At 55.3% G+C, this 17,561-nt stretch carries 17 protein-coding genes; 10 read left to right on the plus strand and 7 right to left on the minus strand.

Annotated elements, in window-relative coordinates; translation table 11 throughout:
- Nucleotides 1–9 precede the first annotated feature (9 nt).
- From gyrB to Q0D41_RS07545, 6 genes are all read right to left on the minus strand, one after another.
- Nucleotides 10–1,956, minus strand: a complete 1,947-nt coding sequence (gene gyrB / locus Q0D41_RS07520) for a DNA topoisomerase (ATP-hydrolyzing) subunit B (RefSeq protein ID WP_294377442.1) — start codon at nucleotides 1,954–1,956, stop codon at nucleotides 10–12.
- 222 nt (nucleotides 1,957–2,178) lie between these two features.
- A complete protein-coding gene (locus tag Q0D41_RS07525) occupies nucleotides 2,179–2,853 on the minus strand; it encodes a DUF721 domain-containing protein (protein WP_294377444.1) in 675 nt (224 codons plus the stop codon).
- Nucleotides 2,850–3,992 carry a DNA replication/repair protein RecF gene (locus tag Q0D41_RS07530; RefSeq protein ID WP_294377446.1) on the minus strand — a complete coding sequence of 381 codons (1,143 nt, stop codon included), beginning with the start codon at nucleotides 3,990–3,992 and terminating at the stop codon, nucleotides 2,850–2,852. Before Q0D41_RS07530 ends, Q0D41_RS07525 begins: the two co-directional genes overlap by 4 nt.
- Before the next feature lie 13 nt (nucleotides 3,993–4,005).
- A complete protein-coding gene (dnaN, locus tag Q0D41_RS07535) occupies nucleotides 4,006–5,103 on the minus strand; it encodes a DNA polymerase III subunit beta (protein ID WP_294377449.1) in 1,098 nt (365 codons plus the stop codon).
- 195 nt (nucleotides 5,104–5,298) lie between these two features.
- Complete coding sequence (dnaA, locus tag Q0D41_RS07540; protein ID WP_294377451.1) at nucleotides 5,299–6,906, minus strand: chromosomal replication initiator protein DnaA; 1,608 nt, start codon at nucleotides 6,904–6,906, stop codon at nucleotides 5,299–5,301.
- A gap of 89 nt (nucleotides 6,907–6,995) precedes the next feature.
- Nucleotides 6,996–7,664 carry an ATP-binding protein gene (locus Q0D41_RS07545; protein WP_367113822.1) on the minus strand — a complete coding sequence of 223 codons (669 nt, stop codon included), beginning with the start codon at nucleotides 7,662–7,664 and terminating at the stop codon, nucleotides 6,996–6,998.
- Nucleotides 7,665–8,656: 992 nt separating this feature from the next.
- Between Q0D41_RS07545 and rpmH the strand changes: the two genes are divergently transcribed.
- The 10 genes from rpmH (at nucleotide 8,657) to Q0D41_RS07595 (ending at nucleotide 16,786) form a co-directional block, all read left to right on the plus strand.
- Nucleotides 8,657–8,791 (plus strand): 50S ribosomal protein L34, encoded by a 135-nt coding sequence (gene rpmH / locus Q0D41_RS07550; RefSeq protein WP_114615639.1) that lies wholly within the window; start codon nucleotides 8,657–8,659, stop codon nucleotides 8,789–8,791.
- 17 nt (nucleotides 8,792–8,808) lie between these two features.
- Nucleotides 8,809–9,162 (plus strand): ribonuclease P protein component, encoded by a 354-nt coding sequence (rnpA, locus tag Q0D41_RS07555; RefSeq protein WP_294377457.1) that lies wholly within the window; start codon nucleotides 8,809–8,811, stop codon nucleotides 9,160–9,162.
- A gap of 37 nt (nucleotides 9,163–9,199) precedes the next feature.
- Nucleotides 9,200–9,451 (plus strand): membrane protein insertion efficiency factor YidD, encoded by a 252-nt coding sequence (gene yidD, locus Q0D41_RS07560; RefSeq protein WP_123218858.1) that lies wholly within the window; start codon nucleotides 9,200–9,202, stop codon nucleotides 9,449–9,451.
- Between the two features lie 14 nt (nucleotides 9,452–9,465).
- Nucleotides 9,466–10,236, plus strand: coding sequence for a YidC/Oxa1 family membrane protein insertase (locus tag Q0D41_RS07565; RefSeq protein WP_294377460.1), 771 nt, complete (start codon nucleotides 9,466–9,468; stop codon nucleotides 10,234–10,236).
- Nucleotides 10,237–10,299: 63 nt separating this feature from the next.
- The gene (locus Q0D41_RS07570) at nucleotides 10,300–10,872 is read left to right on the plus strand and encodes a R3H domain-containing nucleic acid-binding protein (RefSeq protein ID WP_294377463.1); all 573 of its coding nucleotides are present in this window, start codon (nucleotides 10,300–10,302) and stop codon (nucleotides 10,870–10,872) included.
- A 129-nt stretch (nucleotides 10,873–11,001) separates the two neighbouring features.
- Nucleotides 11,002–11,754, plus strand: a complete 753-nt coding sequence (locus Q0D41_RS07575; RefSeq protein WP_294377465.1) for a 16S rRNA (guanine(527)-N(7))-methyltransferase RsmG — start codon at nucleotides 11,002–11,004, stop codon at nucleotides 11,752–11,754.
- A gap of 381 nt (nucleotides 11,755–12,135) precedes the next feature.
- Complete coding sequence (locus Q0D41_RS07580) at nucleotides 12,136–13,173, plus strand: ParA family protein (RefSeq protein ID WP_367113824.1); 1,038 nt, start codon at nucleotides 12,136–12,138, stop codon at nucleotides 13,171–13,173.
- Nucleotides 13,166–14,530, plus strand: a complete 1,365-nt coding sequence (locus Q0D41_RS07585) for a ParB/RepB/Spo0J family partition protein (protein WP_294377467.1) — start codon at nucleotides 13,166–13,168, stop codon at nucleotides 14,528–14,530. Before Q0D41_RS07580 ends, Q0D41_RS07585 begins: the two co-directional genes overlap by 8 nt.
- 68 nt (nucleotides 14,531–14,598) lie before the next feature.
- On the plus strand, nucleotides 14,599–15,630 hold the full coding sequence (rlmN, locus tag Q0D41_RS07590; RefSeq protein WP_294377469.1) for a 23S rRNA (adenine(2503)-C(2))-methyltransferase RlmN: 1,032 nt from the start codon (nucleotides 14,599–14,601) through the stop codon (nucleotides 15,628–15,630).
- A gap of 202 nt (nucleotides 15,631–15,832) precedes the next feature.
- Nucleotides 15,833–16,786, plus strand: a complete 954-nt coding sequence (locus Q0D41_RS07595) for a D-alanine--D-alanine ligase (protein ID WP_294377471.1) — start codon at nucleotides 15,833–15,835, stop codon at nucleotides 16,784–16,786.
- 99 nt (nucleotides 16,787–16,885) lie between these two features.
- Here Q0D41_RS07595 and Q0D41_RS07600 read toward each other — a convergent pair whose 3' ends face one another.
- Nucleotides 16,886–17,545 (minus strand): hypothetical protein, encoded by a 660-nt coding sequence (locus Q0D41_RS07600; protein WP_294377473.1) that lies wholly within the window; start codon nucleotides 17,543–17,545, stop codon nucleotides 16,886–16,888.
- Nucleotides 17,546–17,561: the final 16 nt, after the last annotated feature.

Genomic DNA, 17,561 nt, shown 5'->3' on the forward strand with positions numbered 1-17,561 from the left:
GGCTTAATCTTAAATGTCAAGGAAGCGAACGTCGAGCGCGTGCTTCTGAATGAATTCCTTGCGCGGCTCAACCTGATCGCCCATGAGCTCGGAAACCGCAAGCTCGGCCGCGGCGGCATCTTCGATAGTCACCTGAAGAAGCGTGCGCGTCTCGGGCTCCATGGTGGTTTCCCACAGCTGCTCGGGGTCCATCTCGCCCAAACCTTTGTAGCGCTGAATGTCGTACTTGTCGGGGTCATCGAGTTCGGCCATGAGCTTGTCTTTGGCTTCGTCGTTGTAGATGTACTTCAAAATCTTGCCCGACTTGGAGTTCTTCTTCTTCAAACCGTACAGCGGCGGCTGCGCGATATAGATGTAGCCACGATTGATGAGGTCGGGCATATAGCGGTAGAAGAACGTCAGCAGCAGAATGCGAATATGCGCGCCGTCGACATCGGCATCGGTCATGATGATGATGCGATGGTAGCGGGCTGCATCGCCGTTGTAATCTTCGCCGATGTTCGTGCCAATTGCCGTAATGAGGCTCGAAATGGTGTCGCTCGAAAGCGCGCGGTGCAAACCAGCGCGTTCGACGTTCAAAATCTTACCGCGCAGGGGCAGAATCGCCTGGTATTTGCGGTCGCGCGCCTGTTTGGCCGAACCGCCTGCGGAATCGCCCTCGACGATGAAGATTTCAGACAGCGAGGCATCTTTGCTCGAGCAGTCGGCAAGCTTGCCCGGCATGCTGAACGAATCGAGCACGCCCTTGCGGCGCGTCATTTCGCGGGCCTTGCGGGCAGCCTCGCGCGCCTTGAGCGCCTGAGTCGCCTTGCTGATGATGCGTTTCGCCGGCGCGGGGTTTTCCTCGAGGTATTCAGAGAGGCCCTTCGTCACCGCACCCTGCACCAGGCCGCGAATCTCGGTGTTGCCGAGCTTGGTTTTCGTCTGACCCTCAAACTGCGGGTCGTGCAGCTTCACGCTCACGATAGCCGCCAAGCCCTCGCGGGCGTCGTCGCCGGAAAGGTTGCTGTCCTTTTCCTTCAGGATGGCATGGGCGCGGGCGTATTCGTTGATCGTGCGCGTGAGCGCATTCTTGAAGCCGTCGAGATGCGTACCACCCTCGTGGGTGTTGATGTTGTTGGCGAATGCGAGCACGCCGTGAGCGCTGTAACTCGTTGACCACTGCATGGCAACTTCCACCGTGCCCTCGGCGCTTTCGGCCGAGAAGTAAATCGGGGTATTCAGCGTTTCCTTGCCGCGATTGAGCCACGTGACGAAGTCGACGATACCGCCGGCATACTGGAACGACTCGGTCTTAAACGAGCCGTTTTCCTCACGCTCGCGTTCGTCGGTAAGCTGAATATGAAGACCCTTGTTCAGGAAGGCCATTTCGCGGAAACGCTCGGCGAGCGTATCGTAGTCATACACAACCGTGTCGGTGAAGATTTCAGGGTCGGGCCAGAAGGTAACCATGGTGCCCGTATGGTCGGCGTCGCCAATGCGATGGAGCTTCTCGACCGTTTTGCCGCGCTCGAACGCGATTTCATGCTTACCGCCATCGCGGCACACGACAACCTCGAGGCGCGTGGAAAGCGCATTCACGCACGAAACGCCGACGCCGTGCAAGCCGCCGGAAACCTTATAGCCCTCGCCGCCGAATTTACCGCCCGCATGGAGGATGGTAAGAACGACCTCAACCGTAGGGATCTTCTCTTTCGGATGCTCGTCGATAGGAATGCCGCGGCCGTTGTCGACAACCGTAATGGAGTTGTCTTCATGAATCGTGACATCGATTTTGGTGCAATAGCCGGCAAGAGCCTCGTCGACGGCGTTGTCCACGACCTCATACACAAGGTGATGCAAACCACGCGGACCCGTCGAACCGATATACATGCCGGGGCGCATACGAACAGCCTCAAGGCCCTCGAGGACCTTAATATCTGAGCCGTCGTAGTGGTCGGGCTTTTCTTTGACCACGGCCTCCTCCTTTCCGTCCCGATGAAAATCGGGATGCGCCGACAAACGCCGGCGCCATAGGCATAAAGCGTTTCAACCGCCAATTTCACATAGAACAGGACGCCGAGGAGCGCACCAGCTGGATGAGGTGCGTAAAAACTCAAGCAATCCAACTAGCGAATTTTACCATATTCAGGGTTTTATACCGCGCTTCAGCACGCGATTTAAGATAGTCCACACGGCCTACAAGGCCCCATTGTCGCCTTTTTCGACTGCAGCAGCGTTTTTTACCTCTAAATCGGAAATCATGGCGCGTTTAAGCGCTTCTCGCACCTTTTTATCGGGAATCGCGGACAGCTCCTCGTCAATCTGGGCTATACGCGCCTCAGAAAGCGCCACACGCCGCGCTTTCTCTTGAGCGGCCGTTTTTTCGGCTTCTTCACGGTAAGGATGAGAGAGTTTGTACTTGCCGCGCGAGACACGGATGCGGAACTCGTCGATTTCTTCGCCGAACAGCTCAAGGAACTTCAACTTGATCATCTCGCGGCGCGCGTCGACCTCCGCCGCGATAAGGCTATCTTCCACATACACGATGAGCTCGCCCGCGGGCGGCTTTCGACGAACGAACGCGCCACCTGCCGAACGGGGCGCGGAGGGCGACGTGCGCGAGGTTTCATTCCGTTCCGATGTTTCACGTGAAACATCGGTTTCCTCTTCAGCCTTGCGAATGATGTAAATCGAATTCGTGTGGTCGAGAATTACTGCGGCGGCGGGGCCGGCGCACGCTTCAAGCGCCGACTTCCACATGCGCTTCACCTTTGCGGCGCGCGCCGCTTTAGCCGCAAGCACGTCCGAAGATGCCTGCCCACGCAAAGTCTTTTGGAGGGCCATGGAAAACGATTTCATGGAATTGCTCATGCGCGAACACCCGCCTTCGACAAATCGAGCACAGACGCGCGATCGACGATATCGTCTTCGAAACACGTCAAATCGGTAGCGGTCATGAACGTCTGGATATCTTCATGCAACAAATCAACGAGCGCGCCGCGGCGGCGGGCATCGAGTTCGCTCATCACGTCGTCGAGCAGCAGCACAGGTTTTACGCCAAGCATCTTCTTCACCAATTCAACCTCGGCGATTTTCCACGCAAGCGCAATTGAGCGCTGTTGGCCCTGCGAAGCAAACGTGCGGGCGTTGCGCCCGTCGATGAAGAATTCCATATGGTCGGCGTGCGGGCCCACGACCGCACGGTGGCGCGCACGTTCCTCGAGGCGGCGCGAGAACATCGCATTCGCCGTTGCCTCAAGAACCTCGTCTTTCGACATTTCCACGTCGTATGGGCGGCTCTCGGCCAGCTCCGCCAAATCCTCCGAAAGCCACGAGGGAATGTACGAATACGAGAGCTCCTCCGCGCCGTCGGTGATATCGCCATATACGCGAGCCATGCGGCCACACAGATTGCGGAACAGCGCGACGCGATACATATGGAGGCGAGCGGCTACGGGAATAAGAGCGTCGTTCACGCTGTCGATAAGCACATCGGTCGCTTCATCTTTCAGAAGCGCGTTCTTATTGCGCAGAAGCTTCTCGTAATCGCGGCGAATAACGCGATGGTTCTTCGAAAGCTGGCTGCCAAGCAAATCGATTGCAGAACGCTTTGGCGTTTGAGAGCCCTTCGCAAGCTCAAGATCGTCGGGAGAGAACGCCACGGCGGGCAGAATTCCCTGCAAATCTTGCGCTGCGCGGCGTTTCCCATTGAGCGTGTACGACCTCGATGCCGGCTCAATCACCGTCGCAACGCTCAAGTCGCGCGAGTCGGATACAAATCGCGCTTCGAGGCGGGCAAATGGCGCACCCCACATAATGAGGTCGCGCCCGCGGGCCGAGCGAAACGACCCATGGGCGCACAAAAGCTGGATTCCCTCGACGACGTTGCTTTTGCCCGTGGCATTAGGGCCCACGAAAATCGTGAGTCCGCCAATGTCGCCCAATGCGAGGCTTCGATAGTTGCGAAAACCTGCCAGGCGCACTTCCTGAATGCGAAGATCATTTGCCACGGAGAGCACGTCCTTAAGATACGCGAACGGGCATAACGAGATACAGGAAGTTCTCGCCTGCGCCCGCACGGAAAATGCCGGGCTTCATGGGCGACGTGGTCTCAAAGAACACCTGGTCGGTCGAAACGGACATAAGGCCGTCGAGCACGTACTGGTGGTTCAGGGCGATTTGGATGCTTTCGCCCGCAACCTCGCAGCCGACGATTTCCTCGGCCGAACCGACGTCCTGCGTGGCCGCGTTGATGATAGCGTTGCCCGCTTCGGCATTGATATCGATTTTCACAGGCGACGAGAGAGCGCTCACCAAGCCCACGCGCTTAACCGCGGTAATGAGCTCTTGCGTGGTGAAGCACGTCTTCGTTGCCCACGACTGCGGGATGATCTGACGATAGTTCGGGAAATTGCCCTCGATGCGGCGGTTGATGAGCACCATATTCTGATAGGTGAACACGATCTGGTTCGCCGTAAGGCCGATGGTGATGTTCTCTTCCATCTTCGGCAGACCGGCAACCTCTTGGAGGAACACGCCAGAAACAATCGCCTCAAAATTCTCCTGAACGCCCTCAAGCGCGATATCGGCCACGGCAAGGCGATACGAGTCGGTCGCAACCATGCGCAAGCCTTCTTCGGACGTAGAAATAAGCACGCCCGTGAGCACTGCGCGGCTTTGGTCCTTCGAAACAACCTTCGCCACACGTTTCACCATAGAGCAGAATTGCGCGAACGGCACCTCGATGGAACTCGAAACGTCAACGTTGGGGAAAGGAGGAAAGTCTGCCGCGTCGAGCGTTTTGAGCGTGAACGACGATTTGCCGCACGATACCGTGACGGTCGAATCGTTCGTTTGGAACTCAACGGCTGCCTCGGGAAGGTTCTTTACAATATCGAGAAGAAGCTTCTCGGGAATAACGGTTGTTCCCTCTTCTTCGACGAGCGCAGGAACGCTGTAACGAATAGAGCGTTCGAGGTCGGTGGTTTCCATAACCAACCCCATACCCTCTGCTTTAATGTAGACGCCAGAAAGCACAGGGATGGTAGAGCGCGAAGCTGTGCCCTTGGACACGATGGTCAATGCATTAAGGAGTTCGCTCTTGTTGATGTTGAATCTCACTTTTTTGCCCTTCTGCTCTTAAGTAAATAATTAATGATTGTAGTAGTAATAAGGACGGTGGAAAAGTGGAAAAGGTTGCATCATGCCTGTTCAATCATTGTTTTTGATGACTGAAGAATGTTTGACAATCTGCATCTGCTTTCCACTGCTTTTATTGCTTATATTATCTTTCCACCGCTTTCCTCAAGTTTTCGACTAGTTTTCCCGAATGTTTTTAATAATAATCTCGAGCTCTTCTTGAAGCTCTCGACTCTCTTTGGTCTTCTTCTCGATCTTCTCGACGGAGCTCATGATGGTCGAGTGATCGCGATTGAACCGCTTTCCGATGTCGTTGTAAGGAATGTCGATCATCTGGCGGCACAAATAGATCGCTACGTGGCGCGCGTAAGCGATATTGCGCGATCGCTTCGTGCCAATGAGGTCGGCATGGCTCACCTGGTAGTACTGCTCGACTTCGTGCTGCACGGCTTCGACGGTGATTTTCTTCAACGCGCCGGCTGAGAAGTGGTTCTCGAGCAGCGATTTTACGTCGGAGAGCGTGATGTTGGGGTTTCCGAACGCGGTCATTTGCGAAATGACCTTCGTTACGGCGCTTTTGAGCTCACGCACGTTAGAGCTCGATATTTCGGCGATATACATTTGTATATCTTCGGGAACATATAAATCCCAGCTGCCCTCGGAGCGCTTGTATTCCTCGATGAACGACTTGATAATGCCGAGTTTCGTTTCAACCTCAGGCGGTTGAATGTCGTAGGTACCGCCCGAATTGAAGCGGCTCTTGTATCGTTCGTCGATATCGATGCTCTTCGGCGAACGGTCGGCCGAAAGCACGACTTGCTTGCCGGCGTCGGTGAGGCGGTTGAACAGCTGGAACACGATATTGACCGTGGCTGATTTACCCTGGAAATATTGCACGTCGTCGATGAGCAGCGCGTCAGCGTCGAGGTAGCGGCTCTGGAACGCCTGGAAGCTCGACTTGTCTTTGCTGTGGTCGATAGCGGCGATGGAATATTCCGTGATGAACTCCTGCGCGTCGATATACACCACACGCATATCGGGCCGCGTTTCCAGGATGTAGTTCTGGATAGCTCGCAGCAAGTGTGTCTTGCCCAAACCGCTTTTTCCGTAGATGAACAGGGGATTCAAGGTTGACTTGCCGGGCGATTCCGCTACCGATACGGCCATCGAATAGGCTAAACGGTTCGAGTCGCCGATGATGAAATTCTCGAAGGTAAGCGCGGCCGCTCCCGTGTCCATACCATTTGCGCGCGCGATTTGGCTGCCCGTGAGGTGGCTCGTTGTCGCGGGCTGCTGCGAGCTTTGCTGCGTTGCGGCGGCAGGCTGGACCTGCGGCGCGACCTGGGGTTGGGGCTGAATCGACTGTGCGGTTGGTGCTGCGGGTTCGGAATGTGCGGGCGCGATGGGCGCGGCACCCGTCTGTGCTCCCGCCGCCTGAGGGACTGCCGTCGGTTGCGCGGCTGGCATGTGGGCCGGCGCTTGCTGGGCATTGTGCGTGGCGATTTGCTGCATGAATGCCGAAGAACCCGGGTCAACCTCGATTTCTACTACATATTCGGTTTCGAACAAATCGCGCAACGCCTGCTCGATTTGCGAAAGAAAACGCTTTTCAATTTGGCCTTTAATGAAGTCGGTATCGACGGTGGCGAGCAGGAAGCCCACGCTCGACGCCTGCGGCTGCATGCGCCCTAAAAACGCATCGACCTGCGCTGAGTTCACCGTGCCATACGATTTGACCTTTTCGATAACGGCTTGCCAAGTTTCATAGGGGTTGTTTGGATCCATATTTATTCAAGCCGCCTTCCCTCCGTAGATGGTATCGAAATTATAGCGGCCAATCCTCCAATTGTGGTGTCTTCAGCGGGGTGTGGAAATTAAAACAACGCGTCGATGACGCGCAGGCCCTCGTCGGTGACCTGTCGCATTTTTCCGACGGTGGAAATGAGGCCTGCTTCCTCGAGCTTTTTGAGCGCGCGATGGGCGCTGCTCGCCGCAAGGCCAAGCTCTTCGACGATGTCGGTCACGCGCAGCGTTGGCTGGTCCAGGAACAAATAAAGCACGTCTTTCTCGCGGTCGGAAAGTGCGGGCACCATTTGTTTGCGCTGTTCACGTGTGGGCGCGCCCTTCGGCGCGTCGAAATCTTCCTCGGGTTTCACGCTGATGGTAACCACGGAGCCGCATTTGATGTTGTCCTCGATCGTGATGCGACCGTGCGAGAACGAAAGGTATTCCTTTACCAGGGGCAATCCGCTGCCAACGCCGCGGATGTAGCGCTTCATGTCGCTTGTGGCCGACGAAAAGCCAGGCATTTGCGCCTTTTCCTTTTGGGGAATGCCGGGGCCTTGGTCGGTGAAGCGAATCGTGTTGCCCTTATCGAAAATCGAAACCACGATTTCCTTGAATTGGGCATGGATGAAGTTCTCGCTGACTTCGCGAATCGCGGTATAGGGAATGCTGCCGCCGGCCTGTTGGGCCTGGGTGTAGATAGTGGAGGCAAGATTCTCGATGAACTCCGCCGTGGTGGTGGGAGCTATTTCAGTCACGCGTGGCGCGCTTCGGAAGTCGTCATAGCAAGCGATTCGTGCGCTCGCGATAGCGCGAGAGTAATCCTCGTTGACTCCAGATGCGGGCTCGGGTGCGTTTTGTGCTGTGTTTAGTGTAGGTTCCAACGCTTTTCCCAAGTTATTCCAGGTTTTCCGCTAATTTTCACTCGCTTGGAAAATTGTAAAAACTTTTTCACGAATGAGTTCCACCATTCTAGAGGTGGAAAGTCATGTTTTTCAAGACTCTTTCCACTCATGGTGGAAATTTCCATAGCCAACAACCTCATGTTTTCCGAGTTTTCCACTTTTTATTCAAGGAATGTGGAAAACGGTGGAAATGATTGGAAACCAATGCGGAAAACCTTGAAAAACAGCTTGACTTACTGGAAAACAAGGGGGAGAGAATGGAAAAACGCGACGTTTTGTACGCTTTCCTGAAAAGTCCAGAGCAAGTTTCGAATTTATGCTGGAAAAATTGGCTGAAACATTGAAAAGCCCAGGTCATAGTAGCTTTTTGAGATTTCTGCAAAGCGGTTTCCTCGGTGCTGGAAAACATTTTTCCAAAGTGTGTTTCACGGTTTTCCGCGTAGTTTTCCACCGGAAAAACCGCGTAATGCCTGGGTTTTCCTCATTTTCCACATTTTTAGACAGTGAATAAGCTTAGTTTTCCACAATAGGGTGCATTTAACCCTCGATTACGCGGTGGAAAGAGCCGGAATCGCGCTTCGGTGGTTTTCCGCGGTTGGAAAACTCCTTGCTTTCCGTTCGTTTTTTCCACTCGTGAAGAATTCGTCGTGAATTGAAACCTATATATAGTGTTGAAAACACAAGCGAGCCTACTAGTAGCGGTTTTTCGCGTGAAAGCGCCGATTTCTTTCGAAAATGCTTTATGAACTGCGTGAAAAGGGGGTTTACATCCGATTTCGCTACGTTATACTTGTACGGCTATTCATTGAGAAACACATGCTGCAATAACGTGAAAGGGAGTCGAAATGAAGCGCACCTATCAGCCGAATAACCGCAAGCGCGCCAAGACCCACGGTTTCCGCGCACGCATGGCGACCAAGGGCGGCCGTGCCGTTCTCGCTCGTCGTCGCGCCAAGGGCCGCAAGCGTCTGACCGTGTAAAAACCTCGGAGGTCGGCGTGAAATCGACAATTAGGTCGAGCGCCGACGTTTCGCGGCTTTTTTCGCAGGGAAAACGCTTCAGCACGCCGTTCGCAACGGTGCTTGTGCTGAAGAGAACTGAGCAACACGACCATGATTTGCATGGTCGTGTTGCTTTTATAGCGGGAAAAAAGCTCGGCAACGCCGTTTGGCGCAATGCCGCGAAACGCCGGCTCCGTGCAATCGTGTGCGATCTTGGGGGCCCGTGGGAGGGTTGGGACGTCGTAATTTCGGCACGCTCCACCATTCTGAAGGCTTCTTATAGTAAAGTGAGCCACGCATGCGAAAAGGCCCTTGAAAAGGCCGGTTTAATCAATCCTGCTTCGCGATAATGCTCCGGGCGGGAGTTTGTGGAAGAAGGCATATTCGATGAATGCCGTGTTTGCGTTTGTGCGCTCGCTGCCGAAGCGGGCCGCCTTGCTCGCGATTCAATTCTATCGTGCTGCCATTTCCCCAATTTTTGGCCCCTGCTGCCGCTATGTTCCCACGTGCTCGGAATACGGGCTCGAGGCGATTCGACGTTTCGGCTTGCGCAAGGGAGGCTGGCTCGCCATAAAACGCATCGCAAGGTGCCACCCTTTTCATGAGGGCGGCTATGATCCTGTTCCCGACAAGCTCTAGAAAGGCAGTGCCGTATGTGGGACGTGTTTAAGGACTGGATATTCGATTGCATCGCATTCTTCGCCAATTTCCTTGGCGACTGGGGTCTTGCGATCATCGTTATCACGGTTATCTTCCGTTTGCTTGTTGCTCCCATCATGCACAAGCAAATCAAGTCGACCTTCCAAATGCAGAAGGTCCAGCCTCTTATGCAAGAGATCCAGAAGAAGTTCGCCGACGATCCCATTCGTCAGAACGAGGAAATGCAGAAGCTCTACGCTGAAACCAAGTTCAACCCCTTGGCCGGCTGCGTGCCCATGCTCATTCAGATGCCGATTTTCTTGGCCATGTTCCAAACGCTGCGCGAGATTGGCTACTCGCACCCCGACGAGGTGTACAGCTTCTACGGCATGGTTGCCGACCTTACGAAAACGCCTGCAAACGTGATTTCCGACGGTTTCGGCGCGTTCTTCCCGTACTTGGTGCTCATGCTCGTGTTCGCTCTGGCCACGTTCTTGCCAATGGTTCTGCAGAACATCAAGAGCGATTCCGCCCAGCGCAATCAGATGCTTATCATGGGCGGCGTTATGACGATCTTCATGCTCTGGATTTCCTGGAGCTCGCCCGCAGGCGTTCTGCTGTTCTGGGGTGCCTCTTCCGTTATCGGTATTCTGCAGCAGCAGCTTACCATGCATCACCTGAAGAAGGTTGAGGCCGAAGCCGAGGCTGCCCGCATCGAGGTCGAGCCCGTCAAGGTTGATGTCGAGCGCAAGGCCAAGAAGAAGCGTCCGACCAAAAAGCACTAATATCGATCCGACCATGCCGCGCGCCACATCTGGCGCGCTTGCATATACAGAAAGGATTGAACCATGTCCGACGAAATCATGGACGATCAGGTTAATGAGGAAGCGGTCGAGGAAACCACCGAAGACCAGCTCAAGGGCGATGAGCCGCACAGCGAAGAGCACGATGTGAGTGAAGAGGAGCTCGACGAAATCGCCGACACCGCTATTGCCGCGTTGAAGGGCATTCTCGAGCACTTCGATGTGGGCGAGGTCACCATCGACGAATACGAAGGCGACGAAGGCGAGCTTATTCTGGATATCACGGGCGACAACCTGGCTATCCTCATTGGCCGTCACGGCAAAACGCTTGACGCGCTGCAGTTCATCATTTCTGCCATCACGACGCGCACGATGGGCTTCCGATACCCGGTTATCGTTGACGTTGAGGGTTACAAGAATCGCCAGCGTCAGAAAATCGAGTCGGTGGCATACTCCGCCGCTCGTCGCGCGAAGTCGCAGCATCGCAGCGTGAAGCTGCGCCCCATGACGCCCTACGAGCGTCGCCTGGTTCATCTTGCCCTGCGCAACGAGCCCGACGTTGAAACCGCTTCCGAAGGCGAGGGTGCTGCCCGCCACGTGGTGATTATCCCCCGCTAGGAAACAAGCTTATATGCATGCTTTTAAGGCCCTTCTTCTGAAGAAGGGCCTTTCTTTATGGCGCGCCTTGGCCAACACGGTACAATTGCAGGCATTGAACACGCGCACCGCGCAACGAGAGAGGTTTCCATGGGCACGCTTCGCGATATATTGGCCACGCGTCACGGCATTGATATCACCGAACAGCAGGAGCAACTCCTGTTTGACGACCTGCATGCCATTATGGAAATCAATAAGACCATGAACCTTACGCGTATCCTCTCCGAGGAGGATGGTGCGGTGCTGCATTTGGAAGACAGCGTGCTCGGCTTGCCGTACGTGAATGATGCGCCAGTTGGCCTGTATGGCGACCTGGGTACCGGTGGTGGTTTCCCCGGCATTCCCCTGTGCGTGCTTACGGGCCGCGAAACTCTGCTCGTCGATTCGGTTAAGAAGAAGGTTCGCGCCTTGGAGCCGGTCGCTGAAGAACTCGGCGTTGGCGATCGCCTCTCCACGTATGGCGGTCGTATCGAAGACCTCGCCCTTGAACGCCCGAAGGAGTTTTCGGTGCTTACGGCCCGTGCTTTGAGCTCTCTCGGGTCGCTGCTCGAGCTGGCTTCGCCCCTTTTGCGTAAGAGCGGTCGCTTGGTGTGCTATAAGGCGCAGCCGACCGAAGAGGAGCTTGAAATCGCCTTCGGCATTATGAAACCGCTTGGCTTCGAACTCGTATGCGACGACAGCCATGAGCTCAGTGACGGTTCCACGCGCCGTATTTTCGTATTCCAGAAGGTGGCAAACCCGCGCATTGCGCTTCCTCGCCGCGTCGGCATGGCGCAGCGCAATCCCCTTACGCCCGCCGATTTCGTTCAGAAGAGCAATCAGAAGAACAAGAAGCGTCGATAGCAAACTCGACCCCTCCGTCTCAAGACTGCTCACGAGAAGCGTCGCCCACGCGGTTGGATATTCTCGTCTCGGGGGTTGTTTCAGGAAGCGTCGATATCGTGTTTGGGTCCTTCCGCATCATAGCTGCCGATGTGCCAAAAATTGGCGAACCAGGAATTTTTGGCACGGCTGTGGATTGCTGCGGCTAATTCCCTTACTGAATATATAATGGAACAACCTAGCGACAGAAATGCGCTCGACGGCTCGCCTGCGAGATTCGCAATGGCTTGAGCCTCGCGTTTTTACCGTCGGTTTCGATGTTTCACGTGAAACATCCTTCATCTTCGCTCTACATTGGCTATAAGCCTCGCATATACACGCAGTATCAATGAAGGAGGACGCGTGGGACTGTTTGATGGTTTGAAGAACCAGAGTCGTAAGCCTAAGAATCAGGAAGGCAACGCCGTCGAAAGCGAACAGGTCGGCTACAACCCTGAGAATGCTCCGGTTATCGAGCGCGACCCAAATGTTTCACGTGAAACATCCGTCGTTTCTTCCACCCAAGATGACCTTCAGGCTGATGCATATACGAATGAACCCGCTCCTTCTGAGGCGGTATACACCGCAACCCCGCTCCGCTCGTATGCGGAAAAGAAACCCGTGAGGCACGTCGTGGGCACCACGAAGGTTATCGCGATTCTTAACCAGAAGGGTGGCGTCGGTAAATCCACGACGACCATCAACCTTGGTGCGGCATTGGGCGCCATGGGGAAACAGGTGCTGCTTATCGACCTCGATCCGCAAGGCAATACCTCGAGCGGCTTGGGCATCGAAAAGAACCTTTTGAATGAATGCATTTACGATGTGCTCATTAGCGACACCCAGCTTACCGACATCATCATTCCCGATGTGTGCGAAGGCCTCGATGTTGCTCCCGCGACCATCAACCTTGCAGGTGCCGAAGTCGAGCTCGTTTCCGAAATGGCTCGCGAAGGACGCCTGAAGGAAGCGATTGGCCATGTGCGCGGCAAATACGATTACATTTTCATCGACTGCCCGCCTTCGCTCGGCCTGCTTACGGTGAATGCGCTTGTTGCTGCCGATAAGCTGCTCATTCCTATCCAATGCGAGTTCTATGCGTTGGAAGGCGTGACGAAGCTGCTAGATTCAATGAAACGCGTGAAGAGCCTTCTGAATCCCGGTTTGGAAATCTACGGCGTGCTGCTCACGATGTATGACGGACGCACCACGCTTTCGAAGCAGGTTGCTGCTGAGGTGCGTAATTTCTTCGGTCGCACGGTTTTCGACACGGTGATTCCCCGTACAGTTAAAATCTCTGAAGCGCCGAGTTTCGGCCAACCGATTAACGAATACGACCCGACTGGTAAAGGCGCGGAAGCGTACTGCGCCCTTGCAAGAGAGGTGAGCCAGCGTGGCTAAAAATAAGAAGGCCGGTCTCGGCCGTGGTTTGAATTCTCTGCTTGGCGGGTATGAAGCACCTGCCGAGCCTGCTCGCGTAGCGCCCGAGCGTCAGGTTGAACGCGTTGAGAAGCAGGCGGCATCGGTTGCGGAGCCCGCGCCTGCTGCACCTGCTCCTGTTGTCGAACGCGAAGTGATTCGTGAGGAAGACCTCGCTCCCGAAGATCGCGAAACGCTCGATGGCGAGAAGTATTCCGCGCCGAAGCAGTATGCGAAGCCGACCGCTGCAACCGAGCCGTTGAGCTCGCGCATTGCGGTGAAGGATGTGGTGGCGAAGACGGAACTCATCGAGGAGCCCGACGGCGTAACCATCAAAAGCGTCACCGAGCGTCCCGCGACGCCCGCCGCCCGTTATATGGAAGAAACCAATCGCCCGAGCGCTCTTGATGCGCGCTTGATGCAGCGCGAAGTTGCGCCCGCTCCTCAAGCAACGGTTCCTGCGCCTCAGGCGGCGGCCGTTGCAACTCAGACCCAGCCCCAAACCGAAACTGCTGGAACTCCTGAGCCTTCCGCCGAGGCAGCGCCTCACCATTTGGATGAGGTGCCTATCGAATTGGTGCATCCGAATCCGAACCAGCCGCGTATGCATTTCAACAAGGAAGAGCTCGACGAGTTGGCTCTTTCGATTGAGAAAGATGGTTTGTTGCAGCCTATCTTGGTTCGCGAAGATGCTCAGGGCTACGAGATTATTGCCGGCGAGCGCCGTTGGCAGGCCTCTCAGCTTGCTGGTTTGAAGAAGGTTCCCGTTCGCATCAAAGAGGCCGACGATATGAAGGTGCTCGAGCTTGCGCTCATCGAGAACCTTCAACGCAGCGATTTGAACCCCATTGAAGAAGCGTATGGCTACAAGCGCATGATGGAGCGCGGAAATCGCACGCAGTCTGAAGTTGCGAGCGCGGTTTCGAAAGGCCGCTCGACCATCGCGAACGCTTTGCGCTTGCTCGATCTTCCCGAAGACGCCCAGCAGATGCTGTATGAGGAAAAAATCACGGCTGGTCATGCTCGCGCGATTTTGGCCATTCCCTCCGATGAGGGTCGCGCAAAGCTCACCGAAAAGCTTGCCAAAGAAAAGCTCTCGGTTCGTGAGGCCGAATCGCTCGCTCGCCTGATTGCTGGCCGCGAGAAGCAAAAGAACAATCCGGTGAAAAAACCGCCGAAGCCCCGCTTCTTCCGTCGTGCCGCGAAAGACCTTTCGGAGTCGTTTGATACGAAGGTTCAGGTTCGCAGCGTGAACGGAAAGAATAAGATCGAAATCGAATTCAAGGACGAAGAAGACTTGCATCGTCTCTACGACCTCATGAAGCATTCCGCTGAATAGCGCCGACACACAACCAAGGGCCTTCGTGATATTCCGAAGGCCCTTTCTTTCGACGAGGGATATACAACATGGTAGATATCGAAAAGGGCATCAAGGCGTATTCGAGAGAAGGCCTTGCCGAGTTTATGAAAAGCGCTGGCATGCCTGCATTCCGCGCAAAGCAAATCGAGCAATGGCTCTACCAAAAAGGAGCCACTTCGTATGATGAAATGACGAATCTCTCGAAAGATATGCGCGCGAAGCTCGCCGAAGCTGCTCCGCTGTACTGTGCGGAAATCGACGATCGACAGGTTTCTCAAGACGGCACGAGGAAATACATCGTTCGATACGCCGATGGCTGCACGGCGGAAATGGTTGCCATGCCGTCGGGCGATCGCCTTACGGTATGCGTTTCTTCTCAAGTCGGCTGCGCGATGGCGTGTTCGTTCTGCGCCACGGGCAAAGAGGGATTCACGCGTAATTTGCTCCCTGGAGAAATTGTCGAGCAGGTGCTTCTTGCTCAGAACGATATGGGCACCCGTGTGAGCAACGTGGTTATCATGGGCCAAGGCGAGCCGTTTTTGAATTACGGCAATACCCTCGCTGCTCTTCGTTTCCTGAATGGCAAAGATGGGCTCAACATTGGCGCCCGCCACATCACTGTTTCGACGTGCGGCATTCTCGATGGCATTCGAGCGTTTGGTGCGGAACCCGAGCAGTTCATTTTGGCGGTTTCCCTGCATTCCGCCATCCAGGAAACCCGCGATGCCCTTATGTCTCGCGTGAAGAATCAAACACTTCCCGCCTTGCATCGTGCGATTGAGGAATACCAAGCCGATTGCGGCCGTCGAGTTTCGCTTGAATACCTTCTTATTAAAGGCTTCAACGATGACGACGACCACCTGCAGGCGCTTGTCGATTTCTGCGAGGGCATTTCCGCCCACGTGAATTTGCTGCCCCTCAATAATGTTCCGGGTTCCCCTTTCCAGCCTGCCTCCAAGCATCGCGTCGATGCATTCATTCGGACGCTTGAGCGCGCGGGCGTCGAGGCGACCATGCGCGATTCGCGAGGCGGCGACATTGCGGCGGCGTGCGGCCAGCTTAAAAATCAAAAACGCTAGGAGCAACATTCGATCAAAAACGTCGAGAGCCGCATTCGGAATACGAGGAGTCGGTAACCGCGAATGCGATTCGGCGTATGTTGTGTAGGCAGAAAATACGCCCAACACAAGCATGCCTTACATGTATGGGTTATATTGGGCGAAGGCAATTTAAGAGGGCGCGAGCCCATCGCGAAAAGCTGCGATAAGAGTGAGGAATGAAATGGCGTACTCAGGCAACCCGAAGGATTATTCCGTCGCTGTGGTGTATGGCGGCACGAGCGGCGAGCGCGAGGTTTCTTTGAATTCCGGCGCCGCATGCGCCGATGCGTTGAAAGAAGCTGGCTTCACTGTTGACCTTGTCGACCCCTCGGTGAAGGAAGATCTGAAGGAGCTCATCGACGGCAATTATGACATCGCGTTTTTGGCGCTGCATGGCAAAGGCGGCGAAGACGGCACGATTCAAGGGTTCCTCGAAACCGTGGGCATTCCTTATACGGGTTCGGGCATTCTTGCGAGCGCTCAGGCTGTGAACAAGGGCAAGGCGAAAGAGCTGTATGCCGCTGCGGGCTTGAATGTCGCCGCTTCCGCCGTTATTGGCAAGGGCGACGAGCTCGATGACGAAGACCTCAAAGAGATTTCCGCTGAAATCGGCATTCCTTGCGTGGTGAAGCCCACGACCGAGGGCAGTTCCCTTGGCATGACGATCGTCCATGAGTTTGACGAATTGCGCGGCGCGATTGATTTGGCTCTGAGCGTTGACGAGGAAGCTATGCTCGAAGCGTTCATCGAAGGCACCGAGCTTACCGTGGGTGTTATCGGCAACGATGATCCGCGCGCGCTGCCCGTTATCCAAATCGTGCCCACCGAAGACGAGTTCTACAACTTCCATGCGAAGTACGCCCAAGGCGGCAGCAAGCACCTGTGCCCCGCTCCGCTTTCTGCGGAGGCAACCGAGGCCGTGCAGGAACTTGCGGTTGCGGCGCATTCGGTTTTGGGCTGCCGTGGCATTTCTCGCAGCGACGTGATGATGGATGCCGGTGGCGTATGCTGGCTCCTTGAGACGAACACCCTGCCTGGCATGACGGGAACCTCACTTGTTCCCGATGCGGCGAAGGTCGCTGGAATGACCTTCCCCGAGCTGTGCGAAAAGATCGTCGCGCTCGGTTTGGAATAGGCCAAATCGCTGAAATCAAATGAAACGAGCCCTGCGGTGGTGTTTCTCCTCCGCAGGGCTCGTTAGTCTACTAAGGCTTTGAAAATGTCTTAGAACGGCTTAGAAAAGGCCGAATTTATGGAGCGCCCAAACCACGAGCGTTACAACGGCCAGGATAAAGGCCCAACTTACGATGTAGCAGCCGACCTTTTTGGAGCGCGCCGCATCGAGCATGGAATCGTGCACGCTGCGGTGGTCCTTTAGAATCGCGGTGCGCCCGCCGCCGCGCGGGATTTTGATTTTTGAGGAAGGCTTCCATTCGGCAGGGTTGGCGAGCACGGAAACAATGCTGTCGTTGCTGAGTTTAGGATCGGGGCGCGAGCCATCGCCGGCGGCCTTCGCGAACGCTTTCAGGAAAACGTTGAATTCTTCGGCGTAGCGCGGAGCGAAGGCAATAAGGGCGACTTGGCCCCAATACTCGCCTGGGTCGGGCTCTTCGCTGTAGGCGGTGAAGCTGAGCACATAATGCAGTTCCCAATCTTTTGCCGCCATGACGGCCGCGTTGTATGAGTCGTGGTTATTCAAAAAGCCAACCAATTGCCCGTAGGGGTTCTTGAGCCATGCGACTTGCCTCTTGGAGTCGTCGAGCACGAATTCGATGGTGCCAATGTCGCCAACTGCATTATCGGGGCCCGCGAGCGCAGCTCCTACTTTTTTATCCGCGGTGGAAAAGCGAACATACTCGCCATAATATATATCGCCGGGCTTATGAGAGGTCATGCGGCGTCCTTTCGTG

Source organism: uncultured Slackia sp., from assembly GCF_934630525.1.
In the GTDB taxonomy this organism is placed as follows: Bacteria; Actinomycetota; Coriobacteriia; order Coriobacteriales; family Eggerthellaceae; genus Slackia.

Bases quoted from the DNA above. Each gene is read 5' to 3' on its own strand.
- Q0D41_RS07525 (WP_294377444.1), bottom strand. From the start codon at position 2,853: ATGAGCAATTCCATGAAATCGTTTTCCATGGCCCTCCAAAAGACTTTG.
- dnaA (WP_294377451.1), bottom strand. From the start codon at position 6,906: ATGGATCCAAACAACCCCTATGAAACTTGGCAAGCCGTTATCGAAAAG.
- rpmH (WP_114615639.1), top strand. From the start codon at position 8,657: ATGAAGCGCACCTATCAGCCGAATAACCGCAAGCGCGCCAAGACCCAC.
- yidD (WP_123218858.1), top strand. From the start codon at position 9,200: ATGAATGCCGTGTTTGCGTTTGTGCGCTCGCTGCCGAAGCGGGCCGCC.
- Q0D41_RS07565 (WP_294377460.1), top strand. From the start codon at position 9,466: ATGTGGGACGTGTTTAAGGACTGGATATTCGATTGCATCGCATTCTTC.
- Q0D41_RS07570 (WP_294377463.1), top strand. From the start codon at position 10,300: ATGTCCGACGAAATCATGGACGATCAGGTTAATGAGGAAGCGGTCGAG.
- Q0D41_RS07575 (WP_294377465.1), top strand. From the start codon at position 11,002: ATGGGCACGCTTCGCGATATATTGGCCACGCGTCACGGCATTGATATC.
- rlmN (WP_294377469.1), top strand. From the start codon at position 14,599: ATGGTAGATATCGAAAAGGGCATCAAGGCGTATTCGAGAGAAGGCCTT.
- Q0D41_RS07595 (WP_294377471.1), top strand. From the start codon at position 15,833: ATGGCGTACTCAGGCAACCCGAAGGATTATTCCGTCGCTGTGGTGTAT.
- Q0D41_RS07600 (WP_294377473.1), bottom strand. From the start codon at position 17,545: ATGACCTCTCATAAGCCCGGCGATATATATTATGGCGAGTATGTTCGC.